At 57.7% G+C, this 22,608-nt stretch carries 22 protein-coding genes; 14 read left to right on the forward strand and 8 right to left on the reverse strand.

Translation table 11 applies throughout. The features are described from left to right. Positions 1-17: 17 nt before the first annotated feature. The 9 genes from ACOTXI_RS18215 to trmL all read left to right on the forward strand — a co-directional run bounded on the left by ACOTXI_RS18215 (position 18) and on the right by trmL (position 10,105). Positions 18-1,925 carry a PTS mannitol transporter subunit IICBA gene (locus ACOTXI_RS18215; RefSeq protein WP_021242437.1) on the forward strand — a complete coding sequence of 636 codons (1,908 nt, stop codon included), beginning with the start codon at positions 18-20 and terminating at the stop codon, positions 1,923-1,925. Between the two features lie 85 nt (positions 1,926-2,010). Then, positions 2,011-3,174: a mannitol-1-phosphate 5-dehydrogenase gene (mtlD, locus tag ACOTXI_RS18220; RefSeq protein ID WP_084831969.1), complete on the forward strand. Its 1,164-nt coding sequence runs from the start codon at positions 2,011-2,013 to the stop codon at positions 3,172-3,174. Beyond that, positions 3,171-3,761, forward strand: a complete 591-nt coding sequence (gene mtlR, locus ACOTXI_RS18225) for a mannitol operon repressor MtlR (RefSeq protein ID WP_045907898.1) — start codon at positions 3,171-3,173, stop codon at positions 3,759-3,761. The genes mtlD and mtlR overlap by 4 nt, the downstream gene beginning before the upstream one ends. 58 nt (positions 3,762-3,819) lie before the next feature. Then, positions 3,820-4,182, forward strand: a complete 363-nt coding sequence (locus ACOTXI_RS18230) for a YibL family ribosome-associated protein (RefSeq protein WP_008502724.1) — start codon at positions 3,820-3,822, stop codon at positions 4,180-4,182. A 271-nt stretch (positions 4,183-4,453) separates the two neighbouring features. Further along, entirely contained in the window at positions 4,454-6,109 is a 1,656-nt protein-coding gene (gene lldP, locus ACOTXI_RS18235) for an L-lactate permease (RefSeq protein ID WP_058653900.1), read from the forward strand. Further along, entirely contained in the window at positions 6,106-6,879 is a 774-nt protein-coding gene (gene lldR, locus ACOTXI_RS18240) for a transcriptional regulator LldR (RefSeq protein WP_032654503.1), read from the forward strand. The genes lldP and lldR overlap by 4 nt, the downstream gene beginning before the upstream one ends. Then, a complete protein-coding gene (lldD, locus tag ACOTXI_RS18245; protein WP_008502721.1) occupies positions 6,876-8,063 on the forward strand; it encodes a quinone-dependent L-lactate dehydrogenase in 1,188 nt (395 codons plus the stop codon). The genes lldR and lldD overlap by 4 nt, the downstream gene beginning before the upstream one ends. Positions 8,064-8,245: 182 nt before the next feature. Then, positions 8,246-9,586: an MFS transporter gene (locus tag ACOTXI_RS18250; RefSeq protein WP_008502720.1), complete on the forward strand. Its 1,341-nt coding sequence runs from the start codon at positions 8,246-8,248 to the stop codon at positions 9,584-9,586. Between the two features lie 45 nt (positions 9,587-9,631). Further along, entirely contained in the window at positions 9,632-10,105 is a 474-nt protein-coding gene (gene trmL / locus ACOTXI_RS18255) for a tRNA (uridine(34)/cytosine(34)/5-carboxymethylaminomethyluridine(34)-2'-O)-methyltransferase TrmL (RefSeq protein ID WP_008502719.1), read from the forward strand. On the opposite strand, the gene cysE is transcribed toward trmL, so the two are convergent. The 5 genes from cysE to ACOTXI_RS18280 all read right to left on the reverse strand — a co-directional run bounded on the left by cysE (position 10,102) and on the right by ACOTXI_RS18280 (position 13,211). Next, a complete protein-coding gene (gene cysE, locus ACOTXI_RS18260) occupies positions 10,102-10,923 on the reverse strand; it encodes a serine O-acetyltransferase (protein ID WP_008502718.1) in 822 nt (273 codons plus the stop codon). The two genes, trmL and cysE, sit on opposite strands and share 4 nt — an antisense overlap. Positions 10,924-10,997: 74 nt before the next feature. Next, on the reverse strand, positions 10,998-12,017 hold the full coding sequence (gpsA, locus tag ACOTXI_RS18265) for an NAD(P)H-dependent glycerol-3-phosphate dehydrogenase (protein WP_421633951.1): 1,020 nt from the start codon (positions 12,015-12,017) through the stop codon (positions 10,998-11,000). Further along, entirely contained in the window at positions 12,017-12,484 is a 468-nt protein-coding gene (secB, locus tag ACOTXI_RS18270) for a protein-export chaperone SecB (protein WP_008502716.1), read from the reverse strand. The genes gpsA and secB overlap by 1 nt, the downstream gene beginning before the upstream one ends. 32 nt (positions 12,485-12,516) lie before the next feature. Then, on the reverse strand, positions 12,517-12,768 hold the full coding sequence (grxC, locus tag ACOTXI_RS18275; RefSeq protein WP_008502715.1) for a glutaredoxin 3: 252 nt from the start codon (positions 12,766-12,768) through the stop codon (positions 12,517-12,519). Between the two features lie 11 nt (positions 12,769-12,779). Next, a complete protein-coding gene (locus ACOTXI_RS18280; protein WP_008502714.1) occupies positions 12,780-13,211 on the reverse strand; it encodes a rhodanese-like domain-containing protein in 432 nt (143 codons plus the stop codon). Between the two features lie 247 nt (positions 13,212-13,458). Between ACOTXI_RS18280 and gpmM the strand changes: the two genes are divergently transcribed. From gpmM to ACOTXI_RS18295, 3 genes are read left to right on the forward strand one after another with little or no spacing between them, the layout of a single operon-like run. Then, entirely contained in the window at positions 13,459-15,003 is a 1,545-nt protein-coding gene (gpmM, locus tag ACOTXI_RS18285; RefSeq protein ID WP_008502713.1) for a 2,3-bisphosphoglycerate-independent phosphoglycerate mutase, read from the forward strand. A gap of 33 nt (positions 15,004-15,036) precedes the next feature. Further along, positions 15,037-16,296 carry a murein hydrolase activator EnvC gene (envC, locus tag ACOTXI_RS18290; RefSeq protein WP_025910576.1) on the forward strand — a complete coding sequence of 420 codons (1,260 nt, stop codon included), beginning with the start codon at positions 15,037-15,039 and terminating at the stop codon, positions 16,294-16,296. A gap of 3 nt (positions 16,297-16,299) precedes the next feature. Next, positions 16,300-17,232, forward strand: coding sequence for a divergent polysaccharide deacetylase family protein (locus ACOTXI_RS18295; RefSeq protein ID WP_008502711.1), 933 nt, complete (start codon positions 16,300-16,302; stop codon positions 17,230-17,232). A gap of 3 nt (positions 17,233-17,235) precedes the next feature. On the opposite strand, the gene ACOTXI_RS18300 is transcribed toward ACOTXI_RS18295, so the two are convergent. The 3 genes from ACOTXI_RS18300 to kbl form a co-directional block, all read right to left on the reverse strand. Continuing rightward, positions 17,236-18,036, reverse strand: coding sequence for a glycosyltransferase family 2 protein (locus tag ACOTXI_RS18300; RefSeq protein WP_008502710.1), 801 nt, complete (start codon positions 18,034-18,036; stop codon positions 17,236-17,238). A 141-nt stretch (positions 18,037-18,177) separates the two neighbouring features. Beyond that, the gene (gene tdh, locus ACOTXI_RS18305; protein WP_021242426.1) at positions 18,178-19,203 is read right to left on the reverse strand and encodes an L-threonine 3-dehydrogenase; all 1,026 of its coding nucleotides are present in this window, start codon (positions 19,201-19,203) and stop codon (positions 18,178-18,180) included. 9 nt (positions 19,204-19,212) lie between these two features. Next, the gene (gene kbl, locus ACOTXI_RS18310; RefSeq protein WP_008502708.1) at positions 19,213-20,409 is read right to left on the reverse strand and encodes a glycine C-acetyltransferase; all 1,197 of its coding nucleotides are present in this window, start codon (positions 20,407-20,409) and stop codon (positions 19,213-19,215) included. A gap of 215 nt (positions 20,410-20,624) precedes the next feature. Between kbl and rfaD the strand changes: the two genes are divergently transcribed. Both rfaD and rfaF read left to right on the forward strand, forming a co-directional pair. Then, positions 20,625-21,557, forward strand: coding sequence for an ADP-glyceromanno-heptose 6-epimerase (gene rfaD / locus ACOTXI_RS18315; RefSeq protein ID WP_058653899.1), 933 nt, complete (start codon positions 20,625-20,627; stop codon positions 21,555-21,557). 2 nt (positions 21,558-21,559) lie between these two features. Further along, the gene (gene rfaF, locus ACOTXI_RS18320; protein ID WP_058653898.1) at positions 21,560-22,606 is read left to right on the forward strand and encodes an ADP-heptose--LPS heptosyltransferase RfaF; all 1,047 of its coding nucleotides are present in this window, start codon (positions 21,560-21,562) and stop codon (positions 22,604-22,606) included. Positions 22,607-22,608 lie beyond the last annotated feature (2 nt).

The raw sequence follows: 22,608 nt of genomic DNA on the forward strand, positions 1-22,608 counted from the left end.
AGAAGAAGGGGTGTTTTATGTCATCCGATTTCAAGATCAAAGTTCAAAGCTTTGGTCGTTTCCTCAGCAACATGGTGATGCCAAATATCGGCGCGTTTATCGCGTGGGGTATCATCACTGCATTGTTCATTCCGACAGGGTGGTTGCCTAACGAAACGCTGGCGAAACTTGTTGGCCCAATGATTACCTATCTCCTGCCGCTGCTCATCGGTTTCACCGGGGGTCGTCTGGTGGGCGGTGACCGTGGTGGCGTCGTGGGTGCCATCACAACCATGGGTGTTATCGTCGGTGCGGATATGCCGATGTTCCTCGGTGCGATGATTGCCGGTCCTCTGGGCGGTTGGGCGATTAAGAAATTCGACGTCTGGGTTGATGGTAAGATCAAATCCGGCTTCGAAATGCTGGTGAACAACTTCTCTGCGGGCATCATCGGGATGATCCTCGCCATTCTGGCGTTCCTCGGCATTGGCCCTGCGGTTGAAGTGCTGTCTAAAGTTCTGGCGGCAGGCGTAAACTTCATGGTGGCGCATGAGATGCTGCCGCTGGCGTCGATCTTCGTTGAACCGGCGAAAATCCTGTTCCTTAACAACGCCATCAACCACGGTATCTTCTCGCCGCTGGGTATTCAGCAGTCACACGATCTCGGCAAGTCCATCTTCTTCCTGATTGAAGCCAACCCGGGTCCGGGTATGGGCGTACTGCTGGCGTACATCTTCTTTGGCCGTGGCAGCGCAAAACAGTCTGCTGGCGGTGCGGCGATCATCCACTTCCTGGGCGGTATCCACGAAATTTACTTCCCATACGTGCTGATGAACCCACGTCTGATCCTGGCCGTTATCCTCGGCGGTATGACCGGCGTGTTCACGCTGAGCGTGCTGGGCGGCGGTCTGGTTTCTCCGGCCTCTCCGGGTTCTATCCTGGCGGTACTGGCGATGACGCCAAAAGGCGCTTATTTCGCGAACCTCGCAGCTATCTTTGCGGCAATGGCCGTCTCCTTCGTGGTCTCTTCTATCCTGCTGAAAACCAGCAAGGTGAAAGAAGATGATGACATCGAAGCCGCAACCCGTCGTATGCACGACATGAAAGCCGAATCCAAAGGCGCAACGCCACTGGCAGCAGGTGATGTTTCTAACGACCTGAGCCACGTGCGTAAAATCATCGTTGCCTGTGATGCCGGTATGGGTTCCAGCGCAATGGGTGCAGGCGTGCTGCGTAAGAAAGTGCAGGATGCAGGCCTGACCAACATCTCCGTGACCAACAGCGCCATTAACAGCCTGCCGCCGGATGTTGACCTGGTGATCACGCACCGCGATCTGACCGAACGCGCCATGCGTCAGGTACCACAGGCACAGCACATTTCGCTGACCAACTTCCTCGACAGCGGCCTGTACACCAGCCTGACCGAACGTCTGGTTGCCGCGCAGCGTCACGAAGACAACGAAGTGAAAGTGCGCTCCAGCCTGCAGGACAGCTTTGACGAGAGCAACGCCCACCTGTTTAAGCTGGGTGCGGAAAACATCTTCCTCGGTCGTACCGCGGCCACCAAAGAAGACGCGATTCGCTTTGCCGGTGAGCAGCTGGTGAAAGGCGGCTACGTTCAGCCTGAATATGTCGACGCGATGCTGGAACGCGAAAAACTGACGCCAACCTATCTGGGCGAATCCATCGCGGTGCCGCACGGTACGGTTGAAGCGAAAGATCGCGTCCTGAAAACCGGCGTCGTATTCTGTCAGTACCCGCAGGGCGTTCGCTTCGGTGAAGAAGAAGATGACATCGCCCGTCTGGTAATTGGTATCGCCGCTCGCAACAACGAGCACATTCAGGTGATTACCAGCCTGACCAACGCGCTGGATGACGAAACGGTTATTGAGCGCCTGGCGAACACCACCAGCGTTGAAGAAGTTCTGGCTCTGCTTAACAAATAACGGTACTCCTCCCTCTCCCCCCGGGGAGAGGGCTAGGGTGAGGGGAAAACGTTCCTCACCCCAGCCCTCTCGGGTAAAAACATTGATGAAGGTTAACACTATGAAAGCATTACATTTTGGCGCAGGTAATATCGGTCGTGGTTTTATCGGTAAACTGCTGGCAGACGCGGGCATTACCCTGACATTCGCCGATGTGAATCAGGTCGTCCTGGATGCCCTGAATGCCCGTCATAGCTATCAGGTCCATGTGGTGGGCGAAAACGAGCAGGTTGAGACAGTATCTGGCGTCAACGCGGTCAGCAGCATCGGCGACGACGTTATTGACCTTATCGCCAGCGTCGATCTGGTCACCACCGCCGTGGGCCCGGTTGTGCTTGAGCGCATCGCCCCTGCGGTCGCGAAAGGCCTGGCAAAACGTAAAGCGCAGGGTATCGACACCCCGCTGAACATCATCGCCTGTGAAAACATGGTGCGCGGCACCACGCAGCTGAAAGGCTACGTTCTCAACGCTGTGGCAGATGAAGACAAAGCCTGGGTGGAAGCGCACGTCGGTTTTGTGGATTCCGCCGTTGACCGTATCGTCCCGCCGTCCGAATCCGCGACCCACGATCCGCTGGAAGTGACCGTAGAAACCTTCAGCGAGTGGATCGTTGATAAAACCCAGTTTAAAGGCGACTTGCCTACTATTCCGGGAATGGAATTAACCGATAACCTGATGGCATTTGTCGAACGCAAACTCTTCACGCTGAACACCGGGCATGCTATAACCGCGTACCTCGGAAAATTGGCCGGTCATCAGACCATTCGTGATGCGATCCTCGATGAGAAGATCCGCGCGGTGGTAAAAGGGGCAATGGAAGAGAGCGGCGCGGTGCTGATCAAACGCTACGGTTTTGATGCTGAGAAACACGCAGCATACATCCAGAAAATCCTCGGTCGCTTTGAAAACCCGTATCTGAAAGATGACGTTGAGCGCGTGGGCCGTCAGCCGCTGCGTAAGCTGAGCGCGGGCGACCGCCTGATTAAGCCGCTGCTGGGCACGCTGGAATACGGTCTGCCGCACGCCAACCTGGTGAAAGGAATTGCCGCCGCGATGCACTACCGCAGCGAGCAGGACCCGCAGGCGCAGGAACTGGCTCAGCTGATTGATACCCAGGGCGCGCAGGCTGCGCTGGCGCAGATTTCCGGTCTGGACGCCAACAGCGACGTGGTTGTGGAGGCGGTTAACGCATACAACGCAACCAAATGATGCACAATGCGGCGCAGGTTAGCCTGCGCCCGGATAACAGATTGTCAGATATGCAGGCAATAATGGAACAAACCCAGGCCTTTGAAAATCGTGTGCTTGAGCGTCTGAATGCTGGCAAAACCGTACGAAGTTTCCTGATTGCCGCCGTCGAGCTGTTAACCGAGGCGGTGAATATCCTGGTGCTTCAGGTGTTTCGCAAAGACGACTACGCGGTAAAATATGCTGTAGAACCGTTACTGGACGGAGACGGACCGCTGGGCGATTTATCCGTGCGTCTGAAGCTGATTTATGGTCTTGGCGTGCTGAACCGACAAGAGTATGAAGATGCGGAGCTGCTAATGGCGCTGCGCGAAGAGCTCAACCATGACGGTAACGAATACACCTTTACCGACGATGAGATCCTGGGGCCGTTCGGCGAGCTGCACTGCGTCACCGCGCTCCCTCCGGCACCGCAGTTTGATAACAGCGACCCGGAGCTCTACGCGATGCAAAAGCTGCGTTATCAACAGGTTGTCCGTTCTACGATGGTCCTTTCCCTGACTGAGCTGATTTCCCGAATCAGCTTAAAAAAAGCGTTTCAGAAGTAAGCCTGCTCACATTGGTGTATCCTTCCCTGTAAATTCCCCGTTTTCAGAGTTATTTGTCATGAAAGAAGTCGAAAAGAACGAAATTAAACGCCTGAGCGACCGCCTGGATCTCATCCGCCATCAGATGGCGGGCCTGTCGCTGGTCGACTCCGCCGAGAAGTACGCAGAGCTTGAGAAAGAGACCGCGAAGCTGGAAGCGGAGATCGAGCGCCTGCGCGAGGTCAAAGGCCAGAAGCTGAGCAAAGAAGCGCAGAAGCTGATGAACATGCCGCACCGCCGTGCGATCACCAAAAAAGAGCAGGCCGACATGGGCAAGCTGAAGAAAAGCGTCCGTGGTCTGGTGGTGGTTCACCCGATGACCGAGCTTGGCCGCGAAATGGGCCTGAAAGAGATGACGGGTTTTTGTAAGACGGCGTTCTGATTTCATGCCGGGTGGCGCTGCGCTTACCCGGCCTACTCTTTTCCCCTTCGCGTAAATTGGTCCAACCAATAGCGCAATCAATCCTCCCCCGGTTCACAATTCCATTATTTCCGCTCACAAAACCATTGCTAACTCATAACATCTGGTTAACCATTCATTGTCATTAACCCTACAACACAACATTGGCAGGACCACTTTTACACAGACTGTGACGCTGAGATGAGCGGAGACTCACCCGCAGCGCAGGCTGTCTGGTCCCCAGGAGACCTGCATGAGCCTCTGGCAACAAAACTACGACCCGGCCGGAAATATCTGGCTATCGAGCCTGATCGCATCGCTGCCGATCCTGTTCTTCTTCTTTGCGCTGATTAAGCTCAAGCTGAAGGGCTACCTTGCCGCGACGTACACCGTCGCCATCGCCCTGATGGTGGCGCTGTTCTTCTACAAGATGCCGGTCGATCGCGCACTGGCCTCCGTCGTCTACGGTTTCTTCTACGGCCTGTGGCCGATTGCGTGGATCATCATCGCGGCGGTCTTCGTCTATAAAATCTCGGTGAAAACCGGGCAGTTCGACATCATCCGCTCGTCGATTCTCTCCATCACGCCGGACCAGCGCCTGCAGATGCTGATTGTCGGCTTCTCCTTCGGGGCGTTTCTGGAAGGCGCGGCAGGCTTTGGCGCACCGGTGGCGATCACCGCCGCGCTGCTGGTGGGGCTGGGCTTTAACCCGCTGTATGCCGCGGGCCTGTGCCTGATTGTGAACACCGCGCCGGTGGCGTTTGGCGCGATGGGTATTCCGATTCTGGTCGCGGGCCAGGTGACCGGTCTGGACAGCTTTGAGATCGGCCAGATGGTTGGCCGCCAGCTGCCGTTCCTGACCATTATCGTCCTCTTCTGGATCATGGCGATTATGGACGGCTGGCGCGGCGTGAAGGAGACCTGGCCTGCGGTGATGGTGGCGGGCGGTTCATTCGCGATTGCCCAGTACCTCAGCTCGAACTTCCTTGGCCCGGAGCTGCCGGACATCATCTCTTCGCTGGTGTCGCTGGTCTGCCTGACGCTGTTCCTGAAACGCTGGCAGCCGATCCGTATTTTCCGCTTCGCCGACATGGGTGCTTCGCAGGTCGATCAAACGCTGGCCCGCACCGGCTACACCGCAGGCCAGGTGATCCGCGCCTGGTCGCCGTTCCTGTTCCTGACCGCCACGGTTACGCTGTGGAGCATCCCGCCGTTTAAAGCTCTGTTCGCCCCGGGCGGCGCGCTGTACGACATGGTCATTAACGTTTCGGTGCCGTTCCTCGACAAGATGGTCGCCCGTATGCCGCCGGTGGTGCACGCCGCCACGCCGTATGCCGCGGTCTATAAATTCGACTGGTTCTCCGCCACCGGGACCGCCATCCTGTTTGCCGCTATTCTTTCCGTGGTGTGGCTGCGCATGAAGCCTGCGGCTGCGGTACAGACCTTTGCGGCGACCGTTAAAGAGCTGATGCTGCCGATCTACTCCATCGGCATGGTGCTGGCGTTCGCGTTTATCTCGAACTACTCCGGCCTGTCATCAACGCTGGCACTGGCGCTGGCCCATACCAGCCACGCCTTCACCTTCTTCTCGCCGTTCCTCGGCTGGCTGGGGGTGTTCCTGACCGGTTCCGATACCTCGTCTAACGCCCTGTTTGCCGCACTGCAGGCAACGGCGGCCCAGCAGATTGGCGTGTCGGACGTCCTGCTGGTGGCCGCGAACACGACGGGCGGCGTGACCGGGAAAATGATCTCCCCGCAGTCCATTGCCATTGCCTGTGCGGCGGTGGGACTGGTCGGTAAAGAGTCGGATCTGTTCCGCTTTACCGTGAAACACAGCCTGATATTCACCTGCATGGTCGGAGTGATCACCACCCTGCAGGCCTATGTCTTAACCTGGATGATCCCATGATAGTGATGCCCAGACGCCTGTCCGACGAGATTGCCTCTCGCGTGCGGGCGCTGATTGAAGAACAACAGCTGGAAGCGGGCATGAAGTTGCCCGCCGAACGCCAGCTCGCCGCCCAGCTTGGCGTGTCGCGCAACTCACTGCGCGAGGCGCTGGCGACGCTGGTCAGCGAAGGGGTGCTGGTAAGCCGTCGCGGCGGCGGCACCTTTGTACGCTGGCAGCATGACGACTGGTCCGAGCAAAACATCGTTCAGCCGCTGAAAACGCTGATGGAGAACGACCCGGACTACAGCTTCGACATCCTTGAAGCGCGTCACGCCATCGAAACCAGTACCGCCTGGCACGCGGCCATGCGGGCAACCGAGGCCGACAAAGAGAAACTCATCGCCTGCTTTGAGGCCACGCAAAGCAGCGACCCGGATATCGCCTCCCAGGCGGACGTGCGCTTTCACCTGGCGATTGCCGAGGCGTCGCACAACGTGGTGCTGCTCCAGACCATGCGCGGGTTCTTCGACCTGCTGCAATCCTCCGTGAAGCAGAGCCGCCAGCGGATGTATCTGGTTCCGCCGGTGTTTGCCCAGCTGACCGAACAACACGAGGCGGTGCTCAACGCCATTCTGGCCGGCGATGCCGAGGCCGCACGCAAAGCGATGATGGCGCATCTCGGTTTCGTGCACACCACGATTAAACGATTCGATGAAGACCAGGCCCGACAGGCGCGTATTACCCGTCTGCCTGGCGACAGTGATATTTCCAGGGAGAACAAAGCATGATTATTTCAGCAGCCAGTGACTATCGCGCCGCGGCGCAGCGCATTTTGCCCCCGTTCCTGTTCCACTACATTGACGGCGGGGCGTATGCCGAATACACCCTGCGCCGCAACGTGGAAGACCTGTCGGAGGTGGCGCTGCGCCAGCGCGTGCTGAAGAATATGTCTGACCTCAGCCTTGAGACGAAACTGTTCAACGAAACGCTCTCCATGCCGGTCGCGCTCGCACCTGTCGGCTTATGCGGCATGTACGCCCGCCGTGGTGAAGTGCAGGCCGCCGCCGCGGCGGATGCCAAAGGCATTCCGTTTACCCTCTCTACCGTCTCGGTCTGCCCGATTGAAGAGGTCGCCCCGACCATCAAGCGCCCGATGTGGTTCCAGCTGTACGTCCTGCGGGATCGCGGCTTTATGCGTAACGCGCTGGAGCGCGCCAAAGCGGCGGGCTGCTCCACGCTGGTCTTTACCGTTGATATGCCGACCCCCGGCGCGCGCTATCGTGACGCCCACTCCGGCATGAGCGGCCCGAACGCTGCGCTCCGTCGTTACTGGCAGGCGGTAACGCATCCACAGTGGGCGTGGGACGTCGGCCTGAACGGTCGTCCACACGATCTGGGGAATATCTCGGCGTATCTGGGTAAACCCACCGGGCTGGAGGATTACATCGGCTGGCTGGCAAACAACTTCGATCCGTCCATCTCCTGGAAAGACCTGGAGTGGATCCGCGAATTCTGGGATGGCCCGATGGTGATCAAGGGGATCCTCGACCCGGAAGATGCCCGCGATGCGGTCCGCTTTGGCGCAGACGGGATTGTGGTTTCTAACCACGGCGGCCGCCAGCTCGACGGGGTGCTCTCCTCCGCCCGCGCCCTGCCGGCCATTGCCGATGCGGTGAAAGGCGATATTGCCATCCTGGCCGACAGCGGGATCCGCAACGGGCTGGACGTGGTGCGCATGATTGCACTGGGTGCCGACAGCGTGCTGCTGGGGCGCGCGTATCTGTACGCCCTGGCGACCGCGGGCCAGGCGGGCGTGGCGAATCTGCTTAACCTGATCGAAAAAGAGATGAAGGTAGCGATGACGCTGACCGGTGCAAAAACGATTAGCGAAATCAGCAGGGATTCTCTGGTTCAGGAGTTAAGCAAATTACCGGCAGCGCTGGCTCCGCTTGCTCAGGGAAACGCGGCCTGAATTACCCCACGTTAACATCTCTTCTCATGCGTCCGATCTCCCCCTCGGGCGCTTTTTTATGCCAAAAATAACATCCAGATAACATATTGGATAAGAAAATTTGACATCTACCTGTCGCCCGCAATTGTATAGACAAGCAAAGACAAGAACACAAAAACAACATCACATCAGAGGGGGAGCGTATGACCTATTCAGGTAAGGTGGATATTCAGCAGGTGATCGACGACAGCCGCTTTTCAGGGTTTCACTGGCTGCTCATTGTGCTGGGCTTTCTGGTTCTGGCGATCGATGGCTTTGATACGGCGGCAATGGGCTACATCGCGCCCACGCTGTCGGCAGAATGGGGGATCCATAAGCAGGATCTGGGGCCGGTGCTGAGCGCGGCGCTGCTGGGGCTGTCGTTGGGCGCGCTGATCGCCGGTCCGGTATCGGACCGGATGGGACGCAAGCGCGTGCTGGTCTTCTCCTGCCTGTTCTTCGGCCTCGCGAGCCTGGGGACGGCCTGGGCGCAAAGCCTGAATACCCTGACGCTGTGGCGCTTCCTGACCGGCCTGGGGCTCGGTGCCGCCATGCCGAACGCCATTACGCTGATCTCCGAGTTTGCCCCCCAGCGCTGTCGCGCGATGGCGATCAATACCATGTACTGCGGCTTCCCTCTGGGTGCGGCGGGCGGCGGCGCGATCTCGTCCTGGCTGATTCCCCACCACGGCTGGCGAAGCGTGCTGCTGACCGGCGCAATTGCGCCGCTGGTTTTAACGCTGCTGCTGGCGCTGCTTTTACCGGAGTCGGTGAAGTTTCTGGTGCAGCGCGGGAAAGACATCATGCAGGTCCGCCGTATCGCCAGCCGGTTCTCGCGCAGCACGCTGGAGGGCGTCACGGGCTTTTTCCTGGCGGAGGAGAAGGTCGCGTCGAAAAAAGGGAGCGTGTCGCAGCTGTTTTCCATGCCCTGGCTACCCGGCACCCTGATGCTGTGGGTGACCTATTTTATGGGGCTGGTGATTTACTACGTCCTGCTGAGCTGGATGCCGACGCTGATGCAGGGGATGGGCTATGCGCTGGCGGAATCCGCATGGCTGACTTCGCTGTTCACCTTCGGCGGTACCGCAGGCATTCTGCTCGCAGGCTGGATGATGGACCGCTGGGAAGCGCACAGGGTGGTCGCGGGCGGGTTTATCCTGACGATGGGCCTTATTCTGTTACTGGGCATTGAGCATAACCATATCGCCCTGTTTGGCGGGCTGATCTTCCTGATGGGGATCGCGATGAACGGTGCGCAGTCGGGCATGCAGACCCTGGCCGCCACCTTTTATCCCACCGAGTGCCGCGCGACGGGCATCGCCTGGATGCAGGGCATCGGCCGCTTTGGCGGCGTGGCGGGAACCATGACCAGCGCCCAGCTTCTTTCCATGCAGTGGCAGGCGGACAGTATTTTAATGATCCTCAGCGTGCCCGCCCTGCTGGCCGCGGCGGCAACCGTCTACAAAATGCTGTACAGCCGCTCGCAGGAACCCGGCGTCGCGTAGTTCCTCTCTTTTCTGCTATCCTGCCCCCGCAATTAAGGGGGCAGCATGCTTAACATCGTTTTATTCGAACCAGAAATTCCGCCGAATACCGGCAATATTATCCGCCTGTGTGCCAACACCGGTTTTCGTCTGCACATTATTGAGCCGATGGGCTTTACGTGGGACGACAAACGCCTGCGTCGCGCAGGGCTGGATTATCATGAATTTACCGCCGTTATTCGCCACCACGATTACGCCGCGTTTCTGGAAGCAGAGCAGCCGGAGCGCATGTTCGCCCTGACCACCAAAGGCACGCCAGCGCACAGCGCCGTAAGCTATCAGGCAGGTGACTATCTGATGTTTGGCCCGGAAACCCGCGGCCTGCCGGCCACGATCCTGGATGCCCTGCCCGCTGAGCAGAAAATCCGTATTCCGATGATGCCGGACAGCCGCAGCATGAACCTGTCGAACGCGGTGTCGGTGGTGGTGTATGAAGCATGGCGCCAGCTGGGATATCCGGGCGCCATTCTCAGAAGTTAAATGCCGTCACCATACTCGAAGGTATGGTGAATGCCGTTGAAGTGCTGATCCATATCCATGGACGGCTTATCGCTGTCTGGCTTACCGACGATGCGCGCCGGTACGCCAGCGGCGGTGGTGTGCGGCGGCACCGGCTGGAGCACCACGGAGCCTGCGCCGATCTTCGCGCCGCGCCCGACTTCGATATTGCCGAGGATTTTGGCACCCGCGCCAATCATCACCCCTTCACGAATTTTCGGATGGCGATCGCCGCTGGTTTTACCGGTACCGCCCAGGGTAACCGACTGCAGGATCGAGACGTCATCTTCAATGACCGCCGTTTCACCGACAACAATGCCGGTGGCATGGTCGAGCATGATCCCGCGGCCAATCTTCGCGGCCGGGTGAATATCCACCTGGAAGGTTACGGAAACCTGGTTTTGCAGGAAAATAGCCAGCGCGCGGCGGCCTTCATTCCATAACCAGTGGCCGATGCGGTAAGCCTGCAGGGCGTGGAAGCCTTTCAGGTACAGCAGCGGCGTAGAATATTTGTCGACGGCAGGGTCACGGGTGCGCACGGCCTGGATATCGCAGGCGGCAGAGGCGATCATTTCCGGGTCAGCGGCGTAAGCCTCTTCCACCACCTCACGAATCGCAATCGCGGGCATGATCGAGGACGCCAGCTTGTTGGCGAGCATATAGCTCAGCGCGCTGCCGAGGTTTTCGTGCTTGAGTAGCGTTGCGTGGTAGAAACTGGCCAGCATAGGCTCACAGTCGGCCAGCGCCCGGGCTTCGGCTTTAATGTTATTCCAGACGATATCCAGTTCTTCACACGGCATTGCTTACTCCAGACGATAGTTAATGACCAGCCAGTTCTGCGCTGGCTGGGTCATTCAGGTGACAACGGTTCCGACTAGTTACTGCTGCGCTCGTCCTTGCGCGCACGACCTAATAAGGTCAATGCTGCCTCGCGCGCATTTTTTCCGCAATACAATACCTGATAAATTTCCTCGGTTATTGGCATTTCGACACCGAAACGGTGCGCCAACTCGCGGACTTCTTTGGTATTGCGGTAGCCTTCCACCACCTGGCCAATCTTCTCCTGCGCGTCTTTCACATCGCTGCCCTGTCCGAGCATCATGCCAAAGCGGCGGTTACGAGACTGGTTGTCGGTACAGGTCAGCACCAGATCGCCCAGGCCAGCCATCCCCATAAAGGTGGCCGGATCGGCACCCAGCGCTTCGCCCAGGCGGGACATCTCGGTCAGACCGCGGGTGATCAGCGCCGTACGGGCGTTGGCACCAAAACCAATGCCGTCGGACATCCCGGCGCCAATCGCAATCACGTTCTTCACCGCGCCGCCCAGCTGCACGCCGATAAAATCGGGGTTGCTGTAAACGCGGAAGCTCTTGCCGCAGTGCAGCAACTGCTGGAGATCGTCGGAGAAGGCCCGATCGGTGGAGGCCAGTGAAATCGCCGTCGGCAGGCCAGCGGCCAGCTCTTTGGCAAAGGTCGGGCCGGAGATGACCGCCAGCGGGATCGCATCACCCAGCGCTTCGCGGGCAACGTCCTGCAGCAGGCGTCCGGTTTCGGCTTCCAGTCCTTTCGTCGCCCAGACAACGCGCGCATCCGGGCGCATCAGCGGCTTAATCTGACGCAGCACTTCGCCAAAGACATGGCTCGGAACCACAATCAGAATGTTGCGGCTGGCCGCCAGGGCGGTCGCAAGGTCGCTTTCAAGGTGCAGGGTGTCAGGGAACGGAACGTCCGGGAGAAACGCCACGTTACAGCGGTCGCGCTGTAGCGTCGCGATATGTTTTGGGTCGTGGCCCCACAGGACCACATCGTGACCATTTCTTGCCAGCGTGATGGCAAGAGCGGTGCCGTATGAGCCGGCACCGATCACAGTCATTGACGCATTAACAGTGCTCATCAGGCATCCTGATGTTGTTCAGCACCTTCGCCAGCCTGCTGCTGCAGATAGTTCATGAACAGCGCATCAAAGTTAACTGGCGCAAGGTTCAGTTGCGGGAATGTACCGCGAGAAACCAGGCTGGTGATGCATTCACGTGCATACGGGAACAGAATGTTCGGGCAGTACGCACCCAGGCAATGCGCCATCTGGTTGCCTTCGATACCGCCGATGGAGAAGATACCGCCCTGCTGTACTTCACACAGGAAAGCAGTCTCTTCGCCCAGAGAAGCGGTCACGGTCACACGCAGTACGACTTCATACACGTCATCAGCCAGTTGGGTTGATGCGGTATCCAGATCAAGTTTAACCTCTGGCTGCCAGTCTTTCTGGAAAACGTGCGGCGCATTTGGCGCTTCAAAAGAGACATCTTTGGTGTAGATGCGCTGGATCTGGAAAATCATTTCATTATTGCTTTGTTCTGACATGGAAATACCCTTTTTAATTGTCCTAAAGTCTCTTAGCTCAGCAGCGGATCGAGTCCACCACGGGCATCGAGCGCATACAAGTCATCACAGCCGCCAATGTGCTGCGCATCAATAAAAATCTGTGGAACCGTCGTACGACCACTACGTTGGATCATCTCTTCGCGTTTAATCGCGTCACCGTCAATCGGCAGTTCCTGGAACGTGACGCCTTTGCTGTTCAGCAGCGCTTTCGCACGGTGGCAGAACGGGCACGTCGCTTTGGTGTAGATCTCAATATGGGCCATGACTGAACTCCTTATTTACCGCGTACCAAAGGAAGATTTTCCCCGCTCCAGCCGGAAATGCCTTCTTTCAGCACAGATACGTTTTCGAAGCCTGCTTTATGTAGCAGGCTGGCGGATTCCTGCGCCTGCATGCCGGTACCGTCAACAACGATAATCGGCTGGGCTTTATGCTTCTCAAGCTCGCCCACGTTGTTCGCTTTGATTTCAGCAGGCAGCAGGTTAATCGCACCTGCAATGTGCCCTTTGCGGAAATCGTCACGCTGACGCAGATCGACCACGACAGCATCTTCTTTGTTAATCAGACGCGTCGCTTCACCACGGGTGATAACCTTAATCTTAGACGTCAGGCTCTTAAATGTGGTGAACAGCACAGCAGCCAGCAGGCCAATCCACGCGATGCTCAGAACCGGATGGCGGCTAACGAATTGCATAATTTCTTGCATGGAGGGTAACTACTCCCGACTTAGTGATTAAAAAAACCAGGACAGGAGTATACCTGTGCGTTCTGGCAAATACAGCCAGCGACCCTAACCTAATCCATTTTCTGCGGCATGCCACCTAAAAAAATGCCTCAAAATGGTCTGGCGAGTACCTTGCCCCTGCGCTTTCTTTGATCTTCTGCGGCTATTTGATCGATTCAGCTGTAGTAAAATTACGCAAATTTTGACTCTTGAGCATGAGGTTGTCGCAATGTCGGTTTCTAAAAAACCTATGGTACTGGTGATTCTGGATGGCTATGGCTACCGTGAAGACAGCCAGGATAACGCTATTTTCAACGCCAAAACCCCGGTCATGGATGCCCTGTGGGCAAAACGTCCGCATACGCTGATTGACGCGTCTGGCCTGGAAGTGGGCCTGCCGGACCGCCAGATGGGCAACTCCGAAGTCGGTCATGTTAACCTGGGCGCCGGGCGTATCGTGTATCAGGACCTGACGCGTCTGGACGTTGAAATCAAAGAACGCACCTTCTTCTCCAACCCAACGTTGTGTGGCGCGGTTGATAAAGCCGTTGCTGCTGGCAAGGCCGTTCACATCATGGGTCTGCTCTCTGCTGGCGGCGTTCACAGCCACGAAGATCACATCATGGCAATGGTTGAACTGGCCGCTGAGCGCGGTGCGGAAAAAATCTATCTGCACGCCTTCCTGGACGGTCGCGACACGCCACCACGCAGTGCGGAAGGCTCCCTGAAAGCCTTCGAAGACAAATTCGCCGCGCTGGGTAAAGGCCGCGTGACCTCCATCATTGGTCGTTACTACGCCATGGACCGCGACAACCGCTGGGATCGCGTTGAACAGGCCTATGACCTGCTGACCCTGGCAAAAGGGGAATTCCAGTTTGCGACCGCCGTTGAAGCGCTGGAAGCGGCTTATGCACGCGATGAAAACGACGAATTCGTGAAAGCGTCCGTGATTCGCGCCGAAGGCCAGGCCGATGCCGCCATGGAAGATGGCGACGCGCTGATCTTCATGAACTTCCGCGCTGACCGCGCGCGCGAAATCACCCGTGCGTTCGTCAACAGCGATTTCGACGGTTTTGCCCGTAAGAAAGTAGTAAACATCGACTTCATCCAGCTGACCGAATACGCGGCAGACATCAAAGCGCCGTGCGCATACCCACCGGCCTCGCTGGCAAACACCTTCGGTGAGTGGATGGCGAAGAATGACAAAACGCAGCTGCGTATTTCCGAAACGGAAAAATACGCGCACGTGACCTTCTTCTTTAACGGTGGCGTTGAAGAGCCGTTCAAAGGCGAAGAACGTATTCTGATCAACTCCCCGAAAGTCGCCACCTACGATCTGCAGCCAGAAATGAGCTCTGCAGAATTGACTGAAAAATTGGTTGCGGCCATCGAGAGCGGCAAATACGACACCATCATCTGTAACTACCCGAACGGCGACATGGTCGGTCATACCGGGGTGATGGAAGCGGCAGTGAAAGCGGTTGAAGCGCTGGACCACTGCGTTGAGCAGGTGGCGAAAGCGGTTGAATCCGTTGGCGGCCAGCTGCTGATCACCGCGGATCACGGTAACGCTGAACAGATGCGCGACCCGGCGACCGGACAGGCGCACACCGCCCACACCAACCTGCCGGTTCCGCTGATTTATGTGGGTGATAAATCAGTGAAAGCCGTAGAAGGCGGCAAGCTTTCTGACATCGCGCCAACCATGTTGTCGCTGATGGGGATGCCGATCCCTGAAGAGATGACTGGTAAGCCGCTGTTCATCGTGGAATAATCGCTCCCCATGAGGGGAAAGGCGATTTTTTCAATCACATGGGTCGTGAAGCCGCTTAGGTTATCAGTCAGACCTCTGTTTTACGCCAGCGCACTCAGCGCTGGCGTATTGCTGTGCGCCGCATCCGCCCACGCGGATGACCGCGACCAGCTGAAATCCATTCAGGCCGATATCGCCGCCAAAGAGCGTGCGGTACGCCAACAGCAGCAACAGCGCGCCGCCCTGCTCGCCCAGCTTAAGCAGCAGGAAGAGGCCATCTCCGCTGCCACACGTAAACTCCGTGAAACGCAAAACACCCTTGCCCAGTTGAATAAGCAGATCGACGAGATGAACGCGTCGATTGCCAAACTGGAGCGCCAGCGCGATGCGCAGGAGCGCAACCTTGCCGCACAGCTTGATGCCGCATTCCGCCAGGGTGAACATACCGGGCTCCAGCTGATCCTCAGCGGCGAAGAGAGCCAGCGCGGCCAGCGCCTGCAGGCCTACTTTGGCTATCTGAACCAGGCGCGTCAGGAGACGATCGCGCAGCTGAAGCAGACGCGCGAAGAGGTTTCCACGCAAAAAGCCGAGCTGGAAGAGAAGCAGAGCCAGCAGCAGACGCTGCTCTACGATCAGCAGGCCCAGCAGGCAAAGCTTGAGCAGGCACGCAACGAGCGTAAGAAAACCCTGGCCGGTCTCGAGTCCTCGATTCAGGAAGGTCAGAGCCAGCTGAGCGAAATGCGCGCCAACGAATCCAAACTGCGCAACAGCATCGCCCGTGCGGAAGCCGCAGCGAAAGCGCGCGCCGAAAAAGAGGCTCGCGAGGCGCAGGCCGTTCGTGACAAGCAGCAGGAAGCGTCCCGCAAAGGGACCACCTACAAGCCAAGCGAAAGCGAACGTTCCCTGATGTCGCGTACCGGCGGCCTCGGCTCTCCTCGCGGTCAGGCTTTCTGGCCCGTTCGCGGTTCAATTCTGCATCGCTATGGCGAACAGCTGCAGGGTGAGCTACGTTGGAAAGGGATCGTTATCGGTGCGTCTGAAGGTAGCGAAGTGAAAGCCATCGCCGATGGCCGCGTGATTCTGGCCGACTGGCTGCAGGGTTACGGGCTTGTGGTAGTGGTCGAGCACGGTAAAGGCGACATGAGTCTTTACGGCTACAACCAGAGCGCGCTGGTCAGCGTCGGCACGCAGGTGCGCGCTGGCCAACCCATCGCCCTTGTGGGCAGCAGTGGCGGTCAGGGCCGCCCGTCACTCTATTTCGAAATTCGTCGTCAGGGTCAGGCGGTCAATCCACAGCCGTGGTTGGGAAGATAAGTTTTGCTTCAATTTCGTCGAATCGTTTTCTCCGTCGTCAGCGCGCTGGCGCTGGCTGCACCGGTATACGCCGGTAAGCTCGCTATCGTGATTGATGACTTCGGTTATCGCCCACATTATGAAAACCAGGTGCTGGCGATGCCGTCGGCCATCTCCGTTGCCGTCCTGCCGAATGCCCCCCACGCGCGTGAGATGGCGACCAAAGCCCACAGCAGCGGGCATCAGGTTCTCATCCACCTGCCTATGGCCCCGCTCAGCAAGCAGCCGCTGGAAAAAGATACCCTGCGCCCGGATATGAGCAGCGAGGAGATCGAGCGCATCATCCGCGACGCCTACAACAAGGTGCCGTATGCCGTAGGGCTGAACAACCATATGGGCAGCGCGATGACGTCGAGCCTGTACGGGATGCTCAAAGTGATGCAGGCGCTGGAGCGTTACAATCTCTACTTCCTCGACAGTATGACCATCGGCAACAGCCAGGCGATGCGCGCCGCTCAGGGAACGGGCGTAAAGGTGATTAAGCGCAAGGTGTTCCTGGATGATACCCAGAACGAAGCCGATATTCGCGTGCAGTTTAATCGCGCGGTACAGCTGGCCCGCCGCAATGGTTCGGCCATTGCCATCGGTCACCCCCACCCATCTACCGTCCGCGTCCTGCAGCAAATGCTGCCGACCTTACCTTCCGATATCACGCTGGTGCGCCCGAGCGATCTGCTGAATGAGCCGCAGGTGGATACCTCTACGCCGAATTCTGCGCAGCCCACCCCGACGGCGCCGCGTAATCCGTTCCGCGGCGTGAAGCGCTGCGTAGCGAAGCAGCCGCTAGAACCGGTCTACGCGACCCGCTTCTTCTCCGTCATCGGAGACAGCATCAGTAACAGTACGTTGGTGAAATACGTCCAGCAGCAGTGGCAGGGATGGGGTAAGAAAGCCTGACGCTTATTTCGCAATCTGAGAGTCCGTCTGCTCATTCGCAACGGGCTCTTTTTTCTCCTGATGCTGATACCAGGATTTGAAATATTTCAAAAAGCTGTAGGCTGTGGCATACAGACCCGTCACGACCCCAACCTTGCCCTGACGCCAGGCTCCGCTGAACAGATACCATTTGAAGAACGCCCCGATGGCGCTGATGATGCCGCGTCCGATCGAAGGCCGAGCCGGCTGGTACTTCACCAGCCGGGTGGTGTAGCTGTTAAGCTTATTGAACACTTCATGCAGGTTATAAAACGTGTCGTGACGCACCCGCCCCGGCATTTTCACGGCGACAATCTTACCTTCAACTTTGTCATCTACGGGTCGTTGGTTGAAGCGAGCCTGGGTACGATTGAAGAGCCGCACCGGGAAATCAGGCGAGGAAACAGGATAGATTGTACGCACCTCCTCGCCCAGCACGTGCCAGTAGCGGGCGATACGCCAGGCGCGATCGGCGGAAGGTTCATCCCCGGCTTTCAGGGTCAGAATAAAGTCGACCGTTTCCGCGTCCAGGATCTCGTCGCTATCCATACATAGCACCCAGTCATTGCTCGCCAGATCGATCGCATGGTTCATCTGCACGCCATGCATAGCATAGGGGTGATGATGAAGGGAGAGGCCGTACTCGCGGCAAATAGAAAGGGTGGCATCCGTACTGCCGGAATCCAGAACGACAATTTCATCTGCCACCGTCAGCAGCGGAGGAATCACCTCGCGCAGCAAACGCGCAGAATTACAGGTCAATAAACAAACGGTAAGCTTGAACATAGGCTCTGTAAAGTAAACGGATCGTCAACAAACTTTATAAGTGTGCGGGTAAAAAAGCGAAGGAAAAATCGAAATAATCTGATTGCGGATGTAAGAAACGTGAAGAGGCCGTAAAAAAAGCGCCCGAAGGCGCTTTCGCAGTTAATCCCAGCTCAGAATCACTTTCCCTGACTGGCCGGAACGCATCGCGTCGAAGCCCTGCTGGAACTCATCGATGGAGAAACGGTGAGTAATAATCGGGGACAGATCCAGACCGGACTGGATCAGCGCCGCCATCTTGTACCAGGTCTCAAACATCTCACGACCATAGATGCCCTTGATGAACAGCCCCTTGAAGATCACTTTGTTCCAGTCGATGGACATATCTGACGGCGGGATACCCAGCATCGCGATACGGCCACCGTGGTTCATGGTGTCGAGCATGGTGCGGAACGCCGGTGGCGCACCGGACATCTCCAGACCCACGTCAAAGCCCTCGGTCATGCCCAGCTCTTCCATCACGTCGGTCAGGCTCTCTTTCGAGACATCCACTGCGCGGGTGACGCCCATTTTGCGCGCCAGCGACAGGCGGTATTCGTTTACGTCGGTGATCACGACGTTGCGCGCACCTACATGCTTCGCCACGGCTGCCGCCATAATGCCGATGGGGCCCGCGCCGGAGACCAGCACGTCTTCACCGACCAGATCGAAGGAGAGCGCCGTGTGCACGGCGTTACCGAACGGATCGAAAATGGAGGCCAGATCGTCAGAAATATTGTCCGGGATTTTGAAGGCGTTAAAGGCCGGGATCACCAGATATTCCGCGAAGCAGCCCGGACGGTTCACGCCCACGCCGATGGTATTGCGGCACAGGTGCGTACGCCCGCCGCGGCAGTTACGGCAGTGGCCGCAGGTAATGTGACCTTCACCGGAGACGCGGTCGCCGATTTTGAAGCCTTTCACTTCCTGGCCGATACCCACCACTTCACCGACATATTCGTGACCGACAACCATCGGTACAGGAATGGTTTTCTGCGACCACTGGTCCCAGTTGTAGATGTGAACGTCAGTACCGCAGATAGCCGTTTTACGAATTTTGATCAGCAGATCGTTATGACCGACTTCCGGTTCCGGCACGTCGGTCATCCAAATCCCTTCTTCCGCTTTCAGTTTGGATAACGCTTTCATCACACGTCCTCAGGCAATGACGCCCAGCTGTTTACCGATGCGGGTAAAGGCTTCCACCGCACGTTCAATTTGTTCAGGCGTATGCGCCGCAGACATCTGGGTGCGGATACGCGCCTGACCTTTTGGCACCACCGGGAAGAAGAACCCGGTGACGTAAATCCCTTCTTTCTGCAGTTCGCGGGCAAAGTTCTGCGCCACGACCGCATCACCCAGCATCACCGGAATGATCGCGTGGTCAGCACCGGCCAGGGTGAACCCTGCTGCGCTCATTTTTTCACGGAACAGACGCGCGTTGGACCACAGATGGTCGCGCAGTTCAGCGCCGGACTCCACCATCTCCAGCACTTTGATGGAGGCGGCAACAATCGCCGGTGCCAGGGAGTTGGAGAACAGATACGGACGCGAGCGCTGGCGCAGCCACTCCACCACCTCTTTACGCGCAGCGGTATAGCCGCCGGATGCGCCGCCGAGCGCTTTGCCCAGCGTGCCGGTGATGATGTCCACGCGGCCCATTACGTCGCAGTATTCGTGGGAGCCGCGGCCGTTTTCGCCGACAAAACCGACCGCGTGAGAGTCATCGACCATCACCAGCGCGTCGTATTTATCCGCCAGGTCACACACGCCCTTCAGGTTGGCGATCACGCCGTCCATGGAGAATACGCCGTCGGTGGCGATCAGCACATGGCGAGCGCCCGCTTCACGGGCCTCTTTCAGGCGCGCTTCCAGCTCAACCATGTCGTTGTTGGCGTAGCGAAAACGCTTCGCTTTACACAAGCGTACGCCGTCGATGATGGAGGCGTGGTTCAGGGCGTCGGAGATAATCGCATCTTCTGCGCCGAGCAGAGTCTCGAACAGGCCGCCGTTGGCGTCGAAGCAGGAGGAGTAGAGAATCGCGTCTTCCATTCCGAGGAAGTTCGCCAGCTTTTGCTCAAGCTGCTTGTGGCTGTCCTGGGTACCGCAGATAAAGCGTACTGAGGCCATACCAAAACCGTGGGTATCCATGCCGTTTTTTGCCGCGGCAATCAGCTCAGGGTGATTCGCAAGACCTAAGTAGTTGTTCGCACAAAAGTTGATCACATGGCTGCCGTCGGCAACGGTGATGTCCGCCTGCTGTGCAGACGTGATAATACGCTCTTCCTTGAACAACCCTTCCGCACGTGCGGTCTCAAGGTCGCTGTTTAACTGTTTGTAAAAATCACCACGCATTGCAATTCTCCAGACTCGGCAAATTTCGGGACATATTACCCAAACCTATAGTTCATGACGAGATGACACGTCATCTCTTGTCGTTTTTGCAGCATAAATCACGTGTACCCTTGCGCTATGTCGGTGAATGGCTGAAGGGCAGCCATACTAATGATATGATAGAGACATTAGCGTCCGGGATTGTCCCCGGGCTCCACACTTCAAAGGTTACAGTTATGATCATCGTTACCGGCGGCGCAGGCTTTATCGGCAGCAATATTGTTAAGGCTCTCAATGACAAAGGCATCACCGACATCCTGGTGGTTGACAACCTGAAAGACGGCACCAAGTTCGTTAACCTGGTGGATCTGAACATCGCTGACTACATGGATAAAGAAGACTTCCTTATCCAGATTATGGCGGGCGAAGAGTTCGGCGAAATCGAAGCCATCTTCCACGAAGGTGCGTGTTCTTCCACCACCGAGTGGGACGGCAAGTACATGATGGACAACAACTATCAGTACTCCAAAGAGATCCTGCACTACTGCCTGGAGCGTGAAATTCCGTTCCTGTATGCCTCTTCTGCCGCCACCTACGGCGGGCGCACCTCGGACTTCATCGAGTCCCGCGAATATGAGCAGCCGCTGAACGTCTACGGCTACTCCAAATTCCTGTTCGACGAATATGTGCGTCAGGTTCTGCCAGAAGCGAACTCGCAGATCGTCGGCTTCCGTTACTTCAACGTCTACGGACCGCGCGAAGGCCACAAAGGCAGCATGGCGAGCGTGGCGTTCCACCTGAACACCCAGCTGAATAACGGTGAAAGTCCAAAACTGTTCGAAGGCAGCGACGGCTTTAAGCGCGACTTCGTTTACGTGGGCGACGTGGCGGCCGTAAACCTGTGGTTCTGGGAAAACGGCGTGTCCGGCATCTTCAACCTGGGTACCGGCCGCGCAGAGTCCTTCCAGGCGGTGGCTGACGCCACGCTGGCGTACCACAAAAAAGGCAGCATCGAGTACATTCCGTTCCCGGACAAGCTGAAAGGCCGCTATCAGGCGTTCACCCAGGCTGACCTGACTAACCTGCGCGCAGCGGGTTATAACAAACCGTTCAAAACCGTTGCCGAAGGCGTAACGGAGTATATGGCCTGGCTGAACCGCGACGCGTAAGTATGAAGATTCTGGTGATCGGCCCGTCATGGGTGGGCGACATGATGATGTCGCAAAGTCTCTATCGCACGCTCAAGGCGCGCTATCCCCAGGCGATAATCGACGTGATGGCACCCGCGTGGTGCCGTCCGCTGTTATCGCGTATGCCGGAAGTGAATGAAGCGATCCCGATGCCGCTCGGCCACGGGGCGCTGGAAATTGGCGAACGCCGCAAGCTCGGCCATAGCCTGCGCGAGAAGCAGTATGACCGCGCGTATGTTCTGCCCAACTCCTTTAAATCTGCCCTGGTGCCCTTCTTTGCGGGCATTCCGCATCGCACCGGCTGGCGCGGCGAAATGCGCTACGGCCTGCTGAACGATGCGCGCGTGCTGGATAAAGCGGCCTGGCCATTAATGGTGGAGCGCTACGTGGCGCTGGCCTATGACAAAGGCGTGATGCGCAGCGCGAAAGACCTGCCGCAGCCGCTGCTCTGGCCCCAGCTTCAGGTTAACGACGGTGAAAAATCCCAGACCTGCAGCGCGTTTGGCCTTTCGGCTGAACGTCCGATGATTGGCTTCTGCCCTGGCGCCGAGTTCGGCCCGGCAAAACGCTGGCCGCACTACCACTATGCAGAGCTGGCGAAACAGTTGATCGACGAAGGCTACCAGATTGTCCTGTTCGGTTCGGCAAAAGACCACGAGGCGGGCAACGAAATTCTCGCGACGCTCAGTAATGAACAGCAGGCCTGGTGCCGCAACCTGGCGGGAGAAACGCAGCTTGAGCAGGCGGTTATCCTGATTGCTGCCTGCCACGCTGTGGTTACCAACGATTCAGGCCTGATGCACGTCGCTGCTGCGCTCAACCGTCCGCTGGTGGCGCTGTATGGGCCAAGCAGCCCGGACTTTACGCCTCCGCTTTCCCATAAAGCGCGCGTTATTCGCCTGATCACCGGCTACCACAAGGTGCGCAAAGGCGATGCCGCTGAAGGTTATCATCAGAGCCTGATCGACATTACCCCGCAGCGCGTTCTTGAAGAGCTTAACGAACTGCTGTTGAGCGAAGAAGGATAACG

The organism is Enterobacter cloacae complex sp. BZL2005 (assembly GCF_049238885.1).
Lineage (GTDB): Bacteria > Pseudomonadota > Gammaproteobacteria > Enterobacterales > Enterobacteriaceae > Enterobacter > Enterobacter roggenkampii.